This is a genomic window from Petrotoga sp. 9PWA.NaAc.5.4, assembly GCF_002895485.1.
Classification (GTDB): Bacteria; Thermotogota; Thermotogae; order Petrotogales; family Petrotogaceae; genus AZRK01.
The window spans coordinates 1-16,386 of the sequence record NZ_AZRK01000004.1 but is presented as its reverse complement, the minus strand read 5'-3'; the positions used below and the strand labels follow the sequence as shown (position 1 = coordinate 16,386).

General features: G+C 28.2%; 23 protein-coding genes. 5 read left to right on the top strand and 18 right to left on the bottom strand.

What is annotated here, in order from left to right; genetic code table 11:
- Positions 1-3: 3 nt before the first annotated feature.
- From X924_RS02980 to X924_RS10120, 4 genes are all read right to left on the bottom strand, one after another.
- Positions 4-1,722 (bottom strand): ABC transporter ATP-binding protein, encoded by a 1,719-nt coding sequence (locus X924_RS02980; protein ID WP_121957468.1) that lies wholly within the window; start codon positions 1,720-1,722, stop codon positions 4-6.
- 297 nt (positions 1,723-2,019) lie between these two features.
- Positions 2,020-2,979, bottom strand: coding sequence for an ABC transporter ATP-binding protein (locus tag X924_RS02975; RefSeq protein WP_121957467.1), 960 nt, complete (start codon positions 2,977-2,979; stop codon positions 2,020-2,022).
- A gap of 11 nt (positions 2,980-2,990) precedes the next feature.
- On the bottom strand, positions 2,991-3,758 hold the full coding sequence (locus X924_RS02970) for an ABC transporter permease (protein ID WP_121957466.1): 768 nt from the start codon (positions 3,756-3,758) through the stop codon (positions 2,991-2,993).
- 646 nt (positions 3,759-4,404) lie between these two features.
- Complete coding sequence (locus X924_RS10120; RefSeq protein ID WP_158245294.1) at positions 4,405-4,548, bottom strand: hypothetical protein; 144 nt, start codon at positions 4,546-4,548, stop codon at positions 4,405-4,407.
- 368 nt (positions 4,549-4,916) lie between these two features.
- Here X924_RS10120 and X924_RS02965 point away from each other — a divergent pair, with 368 nt between their 5' ends.
- The gene (locus tag X924_RS02965) at positions 4,917-5,339 is read left to right on the top strand and encodes a hypothetical protein (RefSeq protein ID WP_233186563.1); all 423 of its coding nucleotides are present in this window, start codon (positions 4,917-4,919) and stop codon (positions 5,337-5,339) included.
- Between the two features lie 329 nt (positions 5,340-5,668).
- Positions 5,669-5,890 carry a DUF2283 domain-containing protein gene (locus X924_RS10450; protein WP_121957484.1) on the top strand — a complete coding sequence of 74 codons (222 nt, stop codon included), beginning with the start codon at positions 5,669-5,671 and terminating at the stop codon, positions 5,888-5,890.
- A gap of 260 nt (positions 5,891-6,150) precedes the next feature.
- Here the strand turns inward: X924_RS10450 and X924_RS02955 are convergent, their stop codons facing one another.
- The 4 genes from X924_RS02955 to X924_RS02940 all read right to left on the bottom strand — a co-directional run bounded on the left by X924_RS02955 (position 6,151) and on the right by X924_RS02940 (position 9,152).
- On the bottom strand, positions 6,151-6,684 hold the full coding sequence (locus X924_RS02955; RefSeq protein ID WP_121957465.1) for a hypothetical protein: 534 nt from the start codon (positions 6,682-6,684) through the stop codon (positions 6,151-6,153).
- 26 nt (positions 6,685-6,710) lie between these two features.
- Positions 6,711-7,460, bottom strand: coding sequence for a hypothetical protein (locus tag X924_RS02950; RefSeq protein WP_121957464.1), 750 nt, complete (start codon positions 7,458-7,460; stop codon positions 6,711-6,713).
- Positions 7,457-8,422: an ABC transporter ATP-binding protein gene (locus X924_RS02945; protein WP_121957463.1), complete on the bottom strand. Its 966-nt coding sequence runs from the start codon at positions 8,420-8,422 to the stop codon at positions 7,457-7,459. The genes X924_RS02950 and X924_RS02945 overlap by 4 nt, the downstream gene beginning before the upstream one ends.
- A 172-nt stretch (positions 8,423-8,594) precedes the next feature.
- The gene (locus X924_RS02940) at positions 8,595-9,152 is read right to left on the bottom strand and encodes an ATP-binding cassette domain-containing protein (protein WP_255398006.1); all 558 of its coding nucleotides are present in this window, start codon (positions 9,150-9,152) and stop codon (positions 8,595-8,597) included.
- 9 nt (positions 9,153-9,161) lie between these two features.
- On the opposite strand from X924_RS02940, the gene X924_RS10445 reads away from it, so the two are divergent.
- A complete protein-coding gene (locus X924_RS10445; RefSeq protein WP_121957461.1) occupies positions 9,162-9,422 on the top strand; it encodes a transposase in 261 nt (86 codons plus the stop codon).
- A gap of 21 nt (positions 9,423-9,443) precedes the next feature.
- Here X924_RS10445 and X924_RS02930 read toward each other — a convergent pair whose 3' ends face one another.
- The 3 genes from X924_RS02930 to X924_RS02920 all read right to left on the bottom strand — a co-directional run bounded on the left by X924_RS02930 (position 9,444) and on the right by X924_RS02920 (position 11,460).
- Positions 9,444-10,088 carry an ABC-2 transporter permease gene (locus X924_RS02930; RefSeq protein ID WP_121957460.1) on the bottom strand — a complete coding sequence of 215 codons (645 nt, stop codon included), beginning with the start codon at positions 10,086-10,088 and terminating at the stop codon, positions 9,444-9,446.
- Entirely contained in the window at positions 10,085-10,996 is a 912-nt protein-coding gene (locus X924_RS02925; protein ID WP_233186565.1) for an ABC transporter ATP-binding protein, read from the bottom strand. The genes X924_RS02930 and X924_RS02925 overlap by 4 nt, the downstream gene beginning before the upstream one ends.
- Before the next feature lie 128 nt (positions 10,997-11,124).
- Positions 11,125-11,460 carry a hypothetical protein gene (locus tag X924_RS02920; protein ID WP_146255660.1) on the bottom strand — a complete coding sequence of 112 codons (336 nt, stop codon included), beginning with the start codon at positions 11,458-11,460 and terminating at the stop codon, positions 11,125-11,127.
- Positions 11,461-11,740: 280 nt separating this feature from the next.
- Here X924_RS02920 and X924_RS02915 point away from each other — a divergent pair, with 280 nt between their 5' ends.
- Complete coding sequence (locus tag X924_RS02915) at positions 11,741-11,926, top strand: hypothetical protein (RefSeq protein WP_233186562.1); 186 nt, start codon at positions 11,741-11,743, stop codon at positions 11,924-11,926.
- Between the two features lie 233 nt (positions 11,927-12,159).
- On the opposite strand, the gene X924_RS10380 is transcribed toward X924_RS02915, so the two are convergent.
- From X924_RS10380 to X924_RS10375, 7 genes are all read right to left on the bottom strand, one after another.
- Positions 12,160-12,291 carry a hypothetical protein gene (locus X924_RS10380; RefSeq protein ID WP_255398004.1) on the bottom strand — a complete coding sequence of 44 codons (132 nt, stop codon included), beginning with the start codon at positions 12,289-12,291 and terminating at the stop codon, positions 12,160-12,162.
- A 113-nt stretch (positions 12,292-12,404) separates the two neighbouring features.
- Entirely contained in the window at positions 12,405-13,103 is a 699-nt protein-coding gene (locus X924_RS02910; protein ID WP_121957457.1) for a hypothetical protein, read from the bottom strand.
- A complete protein-coding gene (locus X924_RS02905) occupies positions 13,081-13,806 on the bottom strand; it encodes an ABC transporter ATP-binding protein (RefSeq protein ID WP_121957456.1) in 726 nt (241 codons plus the stop codon). The genes X924_RS02910 and X924_RS02905 overlap by 23 nt, the downstream gene beginning before the upstream one ends.
- Positions 13,779-14,147 (bottom strand): SPASM domain-containing protein, encoded by a 369-nt coding sequence (locus X924_RS10065; RefSeq protein ID WP_146255659.1) that lies wholly within the window; start codon positions 14,145-14,147, stop codon positions 13,779-13,781. The genes X924_RS02905 and X924_RS10065 overlap by 28 nt, the downstream gene beginning before the upstream one ends.
- Positions 14,148-14,152: 5 nt before the next feature.
- Positions 14,153-14,452 (bottom strand): hypothetical protein, encoded by a 300-nt coding sequence (locus tag X924_RS02900; RefSeq protein ID WP_121957455.1) that lies wholly within the window; start codon positions 14,450-14,452, stop codon positions 14,153-14,155.
- A gap of 193 nt (positions 14,453-14,645) precedes the next feature.
- On the bottom strand, positions 14,646-14,786 hold the full coding sequence (locus X924_RS10115; RefSeq protein WP_158245292.1) for a hypothetical protein: 141 nt from the start codon (positions 14,784-14,786) through the stop codon (positions 14,646-14,648).
- Between the two features lie 123 nt (positions 14,787-14,909).
- On the bottom strand, positions 14,910-15,038 hold the full coding sequence (locus X924_RS10375; RefSeq protein ID WP_255398003.1) for a hypothetical protein: 129 nt from the start codon (positions 15,036-15,038) through the stop codon (positions 14,910-14,912).
- 376 nt (positions 15,039-15,414) lie between these two features.
- Between X924_RS10375 and X924_RS10110 the strand changes: the two genes are divergently transcribed.
- A complete protein-coding gene (locus tag X924_RS10110) occupies positions 15,415-15,576 on the top strand; it encodes a hypothetical protein (RefSeq protein ID WP_158245291.1) in 162 nt (53 codons plus the stop codon).
- The last annotated feature ends 810 nt before the right edge of the window (positions 15,577-16,386 follow it).

The window sequence follows — 16,386 nt, the reverse complement described above, 5'->3', positions numbered from 1 at the left end:
TATTCACACTACCAACTGACTTTCAATGATTTCTTTGTAAACAGGAGAACTTTCTATTAATTCGTTGTGGGTTCCTTCTCCTATTATTTCTCCATCTTTTAATACTACTACCTTATCTGCCTTTCTTATTGTTGATAACCTGTGCGATATTATTATTAACGTCATATCGTATTCTTTTAATTCTTCAAATATCTCTTCTTCTGTTTGGGAGTCTACTCCCGATGTCGCTTCATCTAATATCAATACCTTTGGTTTCCTTATCAATGCCCTTGCTATAGCTACCCTCTGTCTTTGTCCATCTGATAACTTACTTCCTCTTTCTCCTACTACTGTATCGTATCCTTTATCTAAAAGGTCTATAAATTTATCTACCTTTGCTTTTTTGACAGCTTTGTTGAACTCTTGATCACTGAATTCATCACCGAGCATTATGTTTTCTTTTACACTCATGTTGAATAATGGATCATTTCCTCTTACCAGTTTTATATGTTCTCTTATCTCTTGTAAGTTATAGTCTTTTAAGTTTTTATCGTCTAACAAGATCTCACCACTTGTTGGTTCATACAATCTAACAAGCAAATTCATCATGGTACTTTTACCTGAACCACTTGTTCCAACTATGGCTATCTTTTCATTTTTGTCTATGTATAGGTTTATATCTTTTAAAACTAATTCATCTTTGTATGTGAAAGAAACATTATTGTATTTTATGTCATAATCTTTAGGAAAAGAATAAATTCCATCACTTTCTTCTTCAGGAAGATCAAGTATTTCAAAGAACCTTTGTGAGAGTGTGTCTGCTCGTTGTAGTTGGGCGAGTTGTTCGTTGATATTTTTAAGAGGAACAAAAAGCCACGTAGAAAATTGATAAAAGGCAAGTAAAGTCCCAATTGTTAAAATATTAGACATCATTAGATATCCTCCAACTCCAAGTATTAATGGTGTGGTGATAGATATGATTAAATATATTCCCTGATCTAATTTAAGAAAATCCCGTACGTATTTTTTCATGCTATTTTTCCAGTTTTCAGTTCTTTCACTGACCTTTTGCTGAAAAAAAGATTCTTTAGTGAGTATTTTTACAGTATTTATACTTTCTATCTTTTCTCTCAAATTTTCCATAACGTTGCTGTATTCTTTCCTTTCTTCAGATGAAGATTGTTGAAAGTTTTTGCTGAATTTATTCAATATCAAATAATAAAAAGGTATTGTTGCAAGTACCACTATAGTAAGATGCCAACTAAAAAGGAATAACACAGTTAAAATAAGTGCAAGTTGTAGAAGGTTTAGGTATATAGAAGGTTTTGTTAGTATGAGAAAATTAGCAACTTCAGATACATCAGATACTATTCTTGTTAAAAAATCGCCTAACAAAGTTTTATCAGAATATAAAAAAGGAATTTTCTGAATTTTGTTATATAGAATAATCTGTTCTTTTTTTGTTACGCTTATTTGATACATATTTGAGTAATAATCTGTTGCAAGTCCAATCAAAAATTGCCCAATTATTATTGTTAAGAATATTGCCATCACTGAAGGAATTAAAGAAAACCTTTCAGCAGTTATTACATTATCGATTAAGAATCTTAGAATGAAAGGATTTGCAACAAGAAGTAGATAACTGAAAAAAGTTAAGAGATAAATATTGAATATTTGTCTTTTATATTTTTTCGAATATTTAAATAACCTTTTAACATTTTTAGAAACTATTGTTGAGTTCATGGGGAAACTCCTTTTTCATCTACATAATTTCTTTATTATTATATTACCTCCACATAAACTATTAAAATACTTACTTTAAAAATTCTAAAATTTAAGTTTTGTCAATCTTTTAATTTTAAATTTTTTGAAAAATACCCCCCACTTTCAATCCTCACCAATTCTTAATTTTTTTACCTTTCTCGCTACAAGTACCGCCGAGAAAGGAAGGATAGCTCTGCCATTCCCCTTCTACGAAGGGGATGGATGTTGCATAAGGGATGTTTTAGACAAAAATAAATTCATTTTTTGAAAATATTTTTAAAAAGATAAATTTGTGTTTTGATTTTCGTTTTTCGTATATGAAATAAAAATTTTTTCAAAATTTACCATTTGTTTCTCCAAGCTTACTATTTCTGCTTCATTTTCTTTTAGAAAATCTATAATATTATACAATTCATCAGAAGTTTTAAAATTAACTATGAATTCATAAAGATTACCGTCTCTTTGAACGTCACTGATCCCTTTCTCTTCAAGCTTTTTTTCAAGTGTATCCATAGATAACACTTTTATTGTGTATCCACGTGCGTTGAATATATCCATAAGTTTCCTCTTTTCTTCACAAACAACTATCTTTCCATTGTTTATAATCGCAACTCTATCAGCCACTTCTTCAACTAATGCCATATCATGTGTGGAAAGCACAACACTTTTTCCACTTTCTTTCACTTTTTTTAACAACTCTCTAAATTCTACATTTGAAATCACATCTAACCCAAGAGTAGGTTCATCTAAGAGTAAAATGTCGGTTTCACAGGCAAGACACACAGCCAGAGCAGCTTTTTGTTGCATGCCTCTTGAAAGTTGATGTACTAATTCATTTGCTTTTCCCTTGATACCCAAGAAATCTAAAATGTTCAAAGCTTTTTCTTTTGATATCTTTTTCCCTCTAATTCCCACAAAATACTGCATATTTTCAACTGGCGTCAGTCTATAATACAAATTCCTATTTCCTTCTAAAACTGCACTTATTTGATCCAACGCTTTAGCTCTTTCTTTTTTCAAATCATAATCTTTTATTTTTATATTTCCTTCATCATAAATAATAAGCCCACATATACTTTTTATTGTAGTTGTTTTTCCTGCACCGTTTGGCCCCAGAAGTGCAAAAATTTCTCCTTCTTTAACTTCAAAGGAAATATTGTCAACTGCTTTTAGCATTTCTTTAGAACTTCTTTGTGGGTATCTTTTTATTAGCCCTTCAACTTTTAATATACTCATCATCTCACCCCTTAATATTGTCCAAGTGTTCCTAAAACCATTGCGCGTCTTTCAAAAACTTTAAAAATAATCAAACTTAATAGTAAGTAAGCTCCTGCCGCAATCCACAAAATGAAATGTTCTTCAATTGGGAACTGATAAAATTTTGTTCCTTCAATTGCCATTTTTCTCATCATAGATGTTGCTTGAACCATAGGTAAGAACCTATACCATACATTTTTCAGATCAAACATTAAAATTGCAAGAAAAACGAACGTTAAAATTTGTAAAAAGGAAGATATTTTTTTAAATATTAAAGCCATTCCACCGAAAATTAATCCTACACTCAAAGCACAAAAGGATCCAAGTATTATTAAGTAAAGAAGAGTTATCAAATCAAAACCTAAAGTTCTCCCTGTAGTAAAAGCTGCAAAATACATTAACGGTATGATAGTAATTATATTAAAACAAAAATCACCAAACATTCGAAAAACCATCTGAAATTCAAAACTTATAGGAGACATAAAAAGTTGCTCCAAAGTCCCTCTTTGAGCTTCTTCAATTATTCCATAAGCAACACCTTGAAAAGAGGCAAGAAACATTATCCACATGAAATAACTCACAGTAATTCCATCTATTGTTTCCCCAAAATTGGGTGCCGAACCACCAACCACTTTAACTCCAAAGAATATAAGGTAAAAGATAATGAAGGTAGTTAAAAGACTAAAAGCACTGTTAAAAAAATACCTTTTAAACTCAATAAAAGTTTTCTTAAAGTTTGCACCTAAAGCTCTTATCAAAGTTTTTCACCTCTTTAATTTTTAATATTGTTATACTTATTGGGAATATAAATTTTTAATAGTTTCTTTTTTTATAATAATAGAAACTGCTTTTTTATATAACGAAAAAATGTTCTCAGATTTTAAATATTTGGTATTTAGATAAACTTCTTCATCTTGCTTAATTTCAGATGAATCATTTATAAAGAGACTATCATTTTTTAAATATATAATATTACCGCTTTAAAAATCTAATAAGACTTGACCTTTTGAAAGGGGAACTTTTATAATATGACTTAAATTATTTTCTTTTGCCAAATTACTTCTCCTCCTTTAAAAATCCCTTTAATATTGAATATTAAGAGGACAAGTTAAAGTAGTTACTAGCAATTACTCAATTTCAAATTTCAAAACTAAAAGTTATTTTCCATTCGAGTACAGGATCTGAAGATTCTTTATGAACAGCGAGTTCTGGACTTTCGTATAAATTGACTTCATTTAATTTATACATTTCTTCACCTCCTCTCGTTTTGAATTTTACTTCCCTGCAGGATTAATATATGGCGGCTAATAATACTTCCCTTTAATAATTCATTCCCAACTTACCAAACATTTCTCATCTTTTTAATCCTTTTTGCAATACTCTTTAAAACTTTAAAATACATACTTACCAACTTTCTTCAATGTTACTTGCGATTTCTCCTGGATTTACTGATTCTATACATGAGATTCCTTCATCATCCCCACCAAAAACAAAAACTCCCCCTGATAGCAATACTACTGTCAATAAAATAACAACAAATTTTTTCACTCCTTACATAATATGTAATGTGTAACACTTTTTTCTTACAAACTCAAAAGACCATTCACTATTTTTATTATATCCTTTTCCATATGATAAACAAGTGATTTTTTTTATTGAATTCAAATATAGATTGGAATATATTTTCAGAGATTACCTCAAAAAAGCTTATGTAAACTTTAATTTCGATGTTTTTTATCATGTTTTATACTCTGTTTTCGCTTTCCCTTTTTTGATAACGGTTATGATACAATAGTTTAAAGATAAAAAAGTAACTGTATATTCACTCGTTAACATTGAAACAAAAGTAAATATTATGTTATTTTTAAATAACAATCAGGAAACAAAGCAGATATATTCATAAGGAGATAATTCAAATGTCTTTAAAAATGGTTATCAAGTTATCAACTTACGGACAGTTTGGAAAACCATTCATGAACTATCTTGAATCAATTTCTTTAAACGATAAAACAAAAGAGTATATAGAAATATTGAAATTATATTGGGATAATAAATATGATGAAGTCCTTGAGGCTATAGAAAGAAATATTTCAAAACTACGAAAAGGTAGTTTGTATTACGAAAATAATCCTGTTAATAAGGGATTTATCCTTATGGCTAATGCAAGAAGAAAAAAGAATGAAGGAAATTATATAGAAGCAGCTAAGTTAAACATTCAAGCATTTAAGACATTGAAGGATGTACCTCATCCATCTGGGATGGTAGGAGCTTTAAATAATATAAGTTGGTGGTTAAAAGATGTAGATAAAAACATTTCTTTAAACTTTACACTTCCATAAAAACTTAAACAAAGCTTACTTACAAGAGTTCATAGAAAGATACATAAAAGCTAATTCAAAACAAAAAGATATGATAGAAAGGTACATAATGAATTATGGAAGGTATTATGAAATAAAAAACATACCAAAAGAATTAAGATCAAAAGTACCAAAAGAAATCAATTTGTTTGTGAAGGAATACACGTTAAAGAGGATTCACTCAGCAATTTAGTTCTATGTTTTTGAAGGAAAAGAAAGAGAAGAACTTGTTGAAACGTTAAAGGTATTTAGTTGAGTAAAAAAGCAGTTGGAAAGGAGACCCAAAATATGGGAAAAATAGATATAAAAAAATTTTAGACTTAATTCCCATTTTAATAGAAATTCCCTATTCGAGAATTTGGACTTCTTACGATAAAGAAGCAGATGTTTTATACATAAATTTCAAAAAACCAAGTCATGCAGACGATTCTGAACTTACTGACGATGATGTAATAATAAGGTACGAAAAAGGAAAAATTATTGGAATAACTATACTTAATGTTAGTAAAAGAAAATTTGAAAATGAAAAGTAATAGATAAAAAATCCTATATTTATACAACCTACTGACTTTCAATAATTTTTTTGTAAACAGTAGAGAGTGTACTACTACCTTATTTGCTTTTCTTATCGTCGATAACATGCAAGATATTATTATTAACGTCATATCGTATCCTTTTAATTCTTCAAATATTTCTTCTATTGTATTATGAATCCAATGAAAGTATGGAAAAGATTAGACATAGGTGTGAAGAATACGAAATGATCCTGTTGATAAACGATTTATTCTAATCTCTACAAGGAGTTGTTATGTGTTGAATTATTTTGCTGTTCTAAAAATTTATTAAATTCATCTTTTACCTTATTTATATCTTCTGTTGAATTTCCTTTCATCCAAATTACCCAATTTTCTTTCTGCCATATTGTTATATATACTCCTTCTGATGTTCTAAAGCTATTATACTTATACTTTGGTAAATTTGTATTAATATTCATTAATTTAACGTTGTATAATCTATCATTATCTCTATAATACTTTTGTGCACTTTCGGAGTTGTCAAACTCTAGTGTCATAAACTCAACAATATTTCCATTGTTTAATGTTAGTTGAACTCTATAACTATTTTGTATTGGATAATATGCTAAATCTAATCCCGTGTCTATTTGCATTTCTGTTTGACTATTATAATAATATGAATCTACGAACTCCTCTACTTCATCAATAGAAGAAGGAACATTTGCCTGTTTCATTTCAGTATTACAAGAACTAACAGTAAAGCTAATAAATACTATTAACAATATACCAAAAAAATATTTTTTTAACTTCATTTTATACCTCCAAAATTTAAGGATATTTATTCTTTTATTATCTTTTCATAATCAAAACTTTTTTCACCTAAATAGAAAATTATAAGTGCTGTTATTAATGTAATTAAAAAGGTTATAGGTAAAAACTTTAATTTTATTATATTTACTCTTGCCCCCTGATTATATAAAGAATTTATATATGAGCTTAGAAAAGCAGGGAAAATCAGTAATCCTGGTAATCCTCCATATTTTCGAACAATTCTAACATCTTTTACTTTTAAAGATAATAAAATTATAAACATGGTGGTAGTTAGCATTACCAAAGGAGTTATTATAAAAAGATAAGTGAAATAACTTAAATTAAACAGATAATACCCTATATTTTTTATGTAAGAAATAATGTTGAAATTTATTAAATAACCTACACAGAGTATCAGATATAAAATTAATGGTAAAGCAGCGGCACTCAAGGTTTTACCAATAAATAAGTGTTTATTTTCAAGTGGACCTGAAAAAAGATAAAATAATGTTTTTGACTGAATTTCATCTATTATAAGATTAAATGAAAGAGATAAAACTATGGATATTCCAGCAATAGGTAAGAACATTCCAAAGTATTGCAAAATTAAATTTAAAGATTCTAAATTGCTTGCAAAAGATGAAAATGCCAAGAAATTGAAAGTAACAAAAAAGGCTGCAAAAAAACTTATTAAGTATACAAGCAACATTTTTTTCCTCAAAACTTTTCTAACATCTTTCTGAATTAAAGCTTCATACGATAAAAACTGTTTCCTCATTTTTTCTCACCTTCCTCTTGTTCATTAGCGTATGTAAAATACAGTTTTTTCAAAGAAATATCTTCAGTTTTTACTTCCAGTATTTGGTAATTATTTTTAACTAAGAGACTTATCAATTGAGGAACTAATGAAATTTCATTTAAATTTATTTTTACTTTTTCTTTAGTAAACTGTATTATGTTTAAAAGTGGGAAATTTTGGAGTTTGAATTCTAAATCTTTTTTATCAACGTCATTGAAGAAAGTTATAGTCACAATAACTCCCGCTTTTTGGAGTTCTTTAGCTGCTTCAATTTCTCCAAAATATCTCACCGTTTTGTTCAATACCAAATATTTATCACAAATATCTTCTATTTCACTTAAATCATGGCTGGATATTATTATCGTATTATTTTCTTCTTTGAGTTTCATAACTACTTTTTTAATTTCTTCTTTAGCCGTTGGATCGAGATTGTTGGTTGGTTCATCCAAAATTAGTAATTTTGGATTATGTATAAGCGCTCTGGCTAATATGAGCTTTTTCTTCATTCCTGAAGAGTACTCATAGACTTTTTTATTTATGAATTCTTTTAAATCTAACTTGTTTATAAGTCTTTGAATTAATGAAGATATTTGTTTTTTGGGGATTCCAAAAAATTTTGCGTAAAACTGGAGATTTTCATATCCTGTCATATCATTATATAAGTTTGCCTCTTCTGGAAGATAACCTATTATTCTTTTTATTTGATTAGCTTCATCAATTTTTTTATTATTAACAAAAATGTTAATAGATCCCTTTGTGGATTTTAATACTCTACACATACAAAGAAGAAGAGTAGATTTACCTCCACCGTTGGGACCAATGATTCCTAGAACTTCTCCTTCATTAATTGAAAATGAAATATTTTCAATAGCTTTAAAACCATTACTATAAGTTTTTTCTAAATTATTAACTTTGAGCGTCAAATTAATAATAGAAATCACCTCCTACCCTTATCTTTTACGAACTTCAAAATTAAAAAATTGTTTTTGACTTATTGGTGCATTATAAAAATATTGTATAAAATTAAAGTGGGATCTATATATTTATAAATAAAATTAGATGTTCAATCAAGATAATAGGTAATAGACTACAAATTAGAATTTGGCAAGCTAATTATTCTATCTGGTTTAAAAAAGGCTGCTCTTTATGGGAGACAAATACTGTTATTCTATCATCTTTTGTATTCTTAATAAAATTATAAAAATTAAGTTTAGATTTTACATCAAGATAAGCATCAGCTTCATCTAATATAAGTAAAGCAGGTTCGCCTATCAAAGCTCTCAATATACAAATTTTCTGCTTTTGACCTCCTGATAAATTCCCTCCGTTATTGAAAATAAAAGTCTCTAAATTAATCCCTTCACTTTTTACAATATCATCAAAATTAAGTTCTTTTGCCAATCTTAATATTTTTTTGTCATTTATATCTCTTCCTACTTTGATATTATTTCTTACAGTTTCGCTAAAAAGATATATATTTTGTGGAACTATTCCAACTATCTTTTGTAATGAAAAATCATCTATATCATCTACTTTAACATTATCAAGTTTTATGCTACTTATGCTACCTTTTTTAACTTCTAAAAGATTCAAAATCAAATCTATTAGAGTAGTTTTTCCTGTACCATTATCTCCGATTATTTGAACAATTTCTCCTTTTTTCAACTCTATGTTTAACTCATTATAGATGGTATCTTATTACACATAAAAACAAACATAACTAACGGCAAAATAGAAGGCATGAACTCTAAACTGAGAGATTTTACTAAAAGAGCTTTTGGATTTAAAACATCAAAGAATTTAAAAATAACTATCTTTATCGCTTTGGGTAAACTTAATTTAACCCCAGCTTACTTGCCCACACTATTCGTGAGAGAACCGTTAATACATTTCACGAAAGTTATTGGTAAAATTGAATCAATCAAGATCTATATTTTTTAAAATTTCAAAAGCACATTTTCGTTACTCTTGAATTCTTTCGTTACCAAATAAACTAACAAAGTGAAGCATTGCTAAGTTTATACCTAATCCCAACAATATGAAAATAACGTTCTTCCAACTTCCTAAATTGGATATATCTTTCCACAAATTAGGATTAAATCCTATTAAAAAAACAAAAACAAATAGGAAGATCCTTATTATAAAAGGGTTATCAAATAAAAGAAGTCCAATTCCAACCAATCCACTCCATACTACAGACCAAATAGGAAGAGTTATCAATACCGCTAAAATAATTTCTAATGTAGGTAGAGGCTTACCTGAAAAAACGCTTATGATAGAACTAATAATTAAACACCATAACATAAATCCAACACTGACCAAATAAATCGTCAACATTTTACCTAAAAATATTTCCTTTATGCTTAAAGGAGAAGCTAAAAGATACGAAATATTTTTATTCTTTTTCTCTTCTTGAAAACTTATCCAACCAAATGTATATGGAACAAAAAAGGAAGTTAATAAAGATGGCACAAGAATAGAATTTAGATTATTAGATTTGTTCAAACTTAATATTATTACTAAATATGTAACTATAAAAAGTAATAAAAGAAATTGAAATCTTTTTCTTAGAAAAATATAAAATTCTTTTTTAATTAAAGCTTTCATTGTTCTTCATCCTCCCGTATAATGGAAAGGTATATATCTTCAAGGGTAATTTTTTCTTCTTCTACTCTTTCAACATCTACACCCTGACTAATAAGATATTTCATAATATTTTTTGAGCAATCTTTGTTTCCAGTTACTAATAATTCTTTTTCATTAAGAAAGCTTATTTCACAATCTTTGGTGAATTTGCTTGTTATTACTTGAGGAATATCGCTGCTCACTCTAATTTTTACACCTATTTGAACTCCTAAAGCCCTTTTCAATTCTTCCATGTTTCCACTAACAACTATTTCTCCTCTTCTTATCAAAACAATTCTTGAGCATATTCTTTCAACATCAAATAAATCATGAGAGGTAATTAGAAAAGCAGTTTCTGTATCTTGAAAGCTTTTTAAAAATTCGACCATATTTTTTCTAGCGAGTGGATCTAAATTTGAAGTTGGTTCATCCATAAAAATGATTTCAGGTTCATGAAGGAAAGTGCGTACTATAGACAGTTTTTGTCTCATACCAGCGGAAAGTTCTTTAACCAAACTCTTTTTGTTCTCGTTAAGTTGCCATTGATTAATTAGTTCACTTTTACGATCATTAGGAACGTTATACAATTCGGACCAAAAGTTTAAATTTTCTTCTACAGTTAAATCATCATAGAAACCAGGTCCATCTAATAGAAATCCTACTCGCCTTTTTTCATTTTTTGATAGCTTATCAATCTGTTTCCCAAAAATTTTTATTGTTCCCGATGTAGGATTAAGAAGGCCCAGCATTATCTTTACAAGTGTGGTTTTCCCAGCACCGTTAGGTCCTATCAGTCCGACTATTTCTCCCGGTTTAATTGATAGATTTATATTATTTAATGCTTTTACCCCATTTTTATATGTCTTACTAACATTTTGGAGTTGTATCATATTCACAAGTCCAATTCATCTCCTTCAATAAAATATTTAATATAAGGAACTAAACAACTATTTTCAAAACTACAAATACATCCATATTTTTAATACTTAGGATTTTTCTTTTTTAGGAAAATTTATAGTCAAAGTGATTTATCTTTGTTTCTAGAACATAATAACTTACCATTTAAATTATTTGTTAACTTAAGCTCCATTGCTCTACATTCAAAGCAACCAAACCTAAATACACAATCTTCACAATTATCAATTTTGCCAAGATTCAGATTCCAGTATTTGTCAACCTTTCGATCACTAAACATTATATTAAAAGATTCTATATCCTTTATCATATTGCATAAGATCTCCTCTTTCATATAAGGGCAGGGTAATATTTTACTCTCATAATTCAAAGCAAGAGTTCCATGTAAGCAAGGATGATAATAAAAGTTTTGCCAAAAAGTTTCTCTATTCACTCTCATAAGATTTGCATTATCAAATCTTTGGGAATTATTTTTTGAATTAATATTTATTATATTATTAACTGTCTCCCCAGTACATCCCTTCCAAACTTCACTCATTATTAAATTAAAGTGTATATGCAACATCTCTGTCTAAAAGAATACTAACTCTATCACCATTAATATCTTTACCTTTTGTGCCAAATCAATTAATTCTTTAGTATATTCCTTATTTTCACGCCAATTAATCCTTTTTTAATAGACCAAAAAACTATCATCTACAAAATTAAAGCAGTCTATAATGAATTATGGAAGGTATGATGAAATAAAAAACATACCAAAAGAATTAAGACCAAAAGTACCAAAAGAAATCAATTTGTTTGTGAAGAAGTACATTTTAAAAAGAAGGTTATCTGCAACTTCTTTCTATATTTTTGAAGGAAAAGAAAGAGAAGAACTTGTTGAAACGTTAAAGATGTTTGAGTGATTTATATACTATATCTTCTTTCTTATAATAATGAACTCAATTAAATTATATTCCTTACATTAATTTAGAAAAAGTAAAAAAGCTACGATAACTCTTCTTTTCATACCACCAACTGACTTTCAATGATTTCTCTGTAAAATTGTCGTAGTCTTTGATACGTAACCTGAAATATCTTTTCAAACCTACTGACAACATTTTTAATTGAATCTATAATCAATACTAAGTACCACTAATTATTTTGTATTCTTTTTATTTCTATATGGAGTTTTATGAGTTATTGCGTTATATCTTAATTTCTTTTTATAACTATTAATCTTATTTTTTAGTTTTTTCATAAAACCTTCCTTTTCTTTTTTGACTTTCATAGTTGTCTACCCCCTTTGTTACTAAATAAATTTTTATCTCTTTATCTATCATACATTTTTCTATATGACTTTAAGATATTATTTTGATAGCCTCAAACATTTATCCCTTTATTCTAATCAGGTAGAGTAAGGACAACTATTTCTTTGGTTATTTTTCTTCCCATAATTACAGTGAAGAGAAAAAGAATTATTCCTGTAATATTAAATATCCAAAGAAATATATTATTTGAATTTTCTGTTAGAGGCAGATAATTAGATAAATAGCTTCCTCCAAAGATTGCTATAAACCCAATAATGAAAAATAAATTGTTGATTATGCTTATTCTTTTTATCCTAAAAATTAGATAATACATCAAAGAAAGTAAACCTAGACCAAAAATTGAGATATGAAGGAACATTTTTAAAAAATAGAAATCTATAATCCTTTTTTCTAAAAATATTTCAGAAACAAAGTTAGGAACTAAAAAGATCAAAAGGAGTTCTATTTCCATAACTATCCAACCAACTATAACAGAACTGTACAGATAAGGTTGTATTTCAAATCCATTCGACAATAAAAGCTCTATTCTACCGTTGGCTTTTTCAGGGATAACTAAGTTTCTAAGCATCATCGATGTCCCTACAGTATATACAAAAAAAGCCATAAGAATTAGCATCCTCTGAAATATTATATCTGAACCTTCTGATGGCATAGAACTCACTACACTCATCAAAATAAAAGTTGCTATTGCTACCAACAAAATTGCTGGAAAATAAAAGTTGACAAAGCTTGTTAACAACATTCTAAAATTATATTTCATTATTTTCTTCATTAACTTTCACCCCCAATTTTTCTAAGAATAAATCTTCAAGACTTTTGTAGTTACTTAAGATATCGCTTTTTAAATTATCTAACAATATCTCTCCGCTTTTCATCAACATAACCCTGTGAGCAAGCTTTTCAACTTCTGCTAAATCATGTGATGTATAAAATATACTTTTTCCTTCTTTGTTCAGTTTAACAATCAACTCTCTCATCTTTATCCTTGAAATTGGATCTAGCCCACTCATTGGTTCATCAAATATAATAAGTTTTGGATCTTTTAAAAGTCCTAATACAAAAGATAACTTTCTTCGTGTACCCTTTGAATAAGTATGAACTTTATTATCTAAAAATTCCGAAAGATCTAAATATTTTGCATATTCTTCTATTTGATTGTTAGAAAGTTTACCTCCAAGATACTCTCTGAAGATCTCTATGTTTTTCCATCCTGTTTCTTTTTCCCAGAGTAAATCTTTTTCTGAAACTACTGATACAGTTAGTCCAGCTTTTTTTATTATTTGGTTTTTGTCAACGTTATATATACCTGTTAAGCATCTTATAGTAGTAGTTTTTCCTGCACCATTTGGGCCAACCAGAGCTACAATTTCATTTTCTACAATATCAAAAGAAATACCTTTTAGAATTTTATTTCCTCCAAGTTCTTTTGTTAAAGCTTTCACAGAAATTAAAGTGTTTTTATTTTTTGTATCCATCTACAGTTTTCACCTCTTTCTTTGGCTTTAATAAATCCCCTTGCCATACAATTAGAACAAAACCAAAAATCTTCACACTCTCCACAAATATCAAAGTTTGGAGCAGGGGTTTGCGAAATTTTTTCTAAAACTTTTGTATTATTTCTTAGCAGATTTTTGATGCTTCCATTATAGGATTTAATATTTCCTATAATGACATCGGACATTTGGCATAGTCTTACATCTAAATTTGGGGCAATAACTAAGCCCGTACTACCAACCCCACAATTTGTACTCGCTTGAGCCTGAGCATCAATTACATTAATAAAAGAAGATCCATACTTTTTTAACAGTTCCTCCATATTGCTTATGAAAGTATTATAGGCTTTTTCATTGTAAGATAAAATAAATCTTTTCTGTCTTTTGCTCTTCCTATAGGAGCTATGGGACCAAAAGCTACTGCATCAGCTCCTAGATTATAATCAATAGTAGCTATTTCCTCTATTTGAGTAACATTTTGTGGTGTAACACTGCAAGCTATTCGTACAATGATGCCTAAATCTGTTAACCTTTCTATAGTTTTCATGGCTAATTGGTAGGACTGAGTATGCCCGGTGAACCATTCCATGTATTCGTGAGAACTTCCATGTAAATCAATTTGAACCATTACTTTCTCCTTATTCTTTTTTAGAATTTCAAAAGTTGTTTCTGAAAAAGCACTTCCATTTGAAAGAATTCCGATTATTTCAAATGGAAGTAATTAAAAGAATGATGTGTAGATGGTTCTCCCCCCGTTATTTCTAGAGTCCTTGTTCCTAATTCAAATATCTCTTTGAAAAAAGATGCTGTTTATTCTTTACTTAACTCCAATAAATTTTCTCTTTCTCCACTATGATTATAGCAATGTTTACAGTGAAAGTTGCAATTGTTAGTAATTTCAAGCTCCATCTCTCTTGGAACAATAAATTCCCAACTTCCAAGCTTTTCAAGTTTATTTTCAATCTTTTTCTCTTTATAAGGAATACTATTTACCGGCTAATAATCTTAATTCTTATTCTATCTAATATTTACCTCTGCGTTTCTAAACATTTCTCATATTTTCAAAACTTTAAAATACATACTTATCAACTTTCCTCAGCATAGCTTACAATTTCTTCAGGATTTATTGATTCTAAACTTGATATTATTTCTTCATCTCCTCCAAAACTAATGCCCCCTAATAACAATACTCTTGTCAATAAAAATAGCAACAAACTTTTTCACCCCTTGCATAATATGTAATGTGTAACACTTTTTTCTTACAAACTCAAAAGACCATTCACTATTTTTATTATATCCTTTTCCATATGATAAACAAGTGATTTTTTTATTGAATTCAAATATAGATTGGAATATATTTTTAGAGATTACCTCAAAAAAGCTTATGTAAACTTTAATTTCGATGTTTTTTATCGTGTTTTATACTCTGTTTTTACTTTCCCTTTTTTGATAACGGTTATGATACAATAGTTTAAAGATAAAAAAGTAACTGTATATTCACTCGTTAACATTGAAACAAAAGTAAATATTATGTTATTTTTAAATGACAATTGTACAACAAAAACAGGTATTCATAAGGAGATAATTCAAATGTCTTTAAAAATGGTTATCAAGTTATCAACTTACGGACAGTTTGGAAAGCCATTGCTGAATTATCTTGAATCAATTCCTTTAAACTATAAAACAAAAGAGTATATAGAAATATTAAAATCACTTTCAATATTTTGGATAATTTCTTTCCTTATATCGTAATAAATACTTGTCTTAAAATTCTTAGAAGAAGTGAATTGTGTAGTTTCTTCCTCAACTATGTTGGGTATAGATTCTTTTTCGTAAGAAACAACTGCTTGAAAAAATTTATTGGATGAAATGCAAAAATTTCTGCTATTACTTTTGAAATGTATGCCGGGGAATATATTTTTAATTTATCTGAATTCAAAAAATCAGAGTAATTGGTTTCGATAACAAGTGGTGAATGCTTATATTTTTCTAAGTCACCAAGGTTCAAATGAAAGATAGGCAGATTTTTAATTTCTGAAATTATACTTTCAAAGTTCTTTCTTTCAACAACCGCAATTATTACATCATTATGCAGTAAAGCGTAATCACCAGCTTTGGTTTTGTATTGTTTTTTTTAAAAGAGAAAATCACATCGCCATTTGTTTTGTACAAATAAGGCCAACAATATTTTGTTATCTTTTCTTATAGACACTCTATATGGGAAATTTTCTTTATCTGTTGATTCAAGGAACTATAATAGAAAGTTCATAATTTTTCTTCTTATAAAAAGTAAGCAAGCTCTTAGAACTTTTCTTATCTTTAACTTGCTATATTATGTCGTTTTTCATAAAACATGATTGATCATCTTTTTAAAACACTCTAAAGATATTTGATTTTCTTCTTTTGCTCCTATAGTAACTCTTATTTTATTTTCTAATTTTTTCTATTCCTCCATCAGAGTCGTAAAGTGGAGTACCTGGAAGCGGTAGAAAATGGACCATTCCTAATACAGGTTTTTCAACATAAAAAACATCTTTTGTTCACATAGATATTTCCTCCTTT

Coding starts and splice junctions, on each gene's coding strand:
- X924_RS10065 (WP_146255659.1), bottom strand. CDS start 14,147: ATGGAGGAACTGTTAAAAAAGTATGGATCTTCTTTTATTAATGTAATT.
- X924_RS02925 (WP_233186565.1), bottom strand. CDS start 10,996: ATGATACAACTCCAAAATGTTAGTAAGACATATAAAAATGGGGTAAAA.
- X924_RS02965 (WP_233186563.1), top strand. CDS start 4,917: ATGTCTTTAAAAATGGTTATCAAGTTATCAACTTACGGACAGTTTGGA.
- X924_RS02920 (WP_146255660.1), bottom strand. CDS start 11,460: ATGAGAGTGAATAGAGAAACTTTTTGGCAAAACTTTTATTATCATCCT.
- X924_RS10110 (WP_158245291.1), top strand. CDS start 15,415: ATGTCTTTAAAAATGGTTATCAAGTTATCAACTTACGGACAGTTTGGA.
- X924_RS02905 (WP_121957456.1), bottom strand. CDS start 13,806: ATGGATACAAAAAATAAAAACACTTTAATTTCTGTGAAAGCTTTAACA.
- X924_RS02930 (WP_121957460.1), bottom strand. CDS start 10,088: ATGAAAGCTTTAATTAAAAAAGAATTTTATATTTTTCTAAGAAAAAGA.
- X924_RS02980 (WP_121957468.1), bottom strand. CDS start 1,722: ATGAACTCAACAATAGTTTCTAAAAATGTTAAAAGGTTATTTAAATAT.
- X924_RS02950 (WP_121957464.1), bottom strand. CDS start 7,460: ATGAGGAAACAGTTTTTATCGTATGAAGCTTTAATTCAGAAAGATGTT.
- X924_RS02900 (WP_121957455.1), bottom strand. CDS start 14,452: ATGGTTCAAATTGATTTACATGGAAGTTCTCACGAATACATGGAATGG.
- X924_RS02910 (WP_121957457.1), bottom strand. CDS start 13,103: ATGAAGAAAATAATGAAATATAATTTTAGAATGTTGTTAACAAGCTTT.
- X924_RS02975 (WP_121957467.1), bottom strand. CDS start 2,979: ATGAGTATATTAAAAGTTGAAGGGCTAATAAAAAGATACCCACAAAGA.
- X924_RS02915 (WP_233186562.1), top strand. CDS start 11,741: ATGAATTATGGAAGGTATGATGAAATAAAAAACATACCAAAAGAATTA.
- X924_RS02955 (WP_121957465.1), bottom strand. CDS start 6,684: ATGAAGTTAAAAAAATATTTTTTTGGTATATTGTTAATAGTATTTATT.
- X924_RS10380 (WP_255398004.1), bottom strand. CDS start 12,291: ATGAAAGTCAAAAAAGAAAAGGAAGGTTTTATGAAAAAACTAAAAAAT.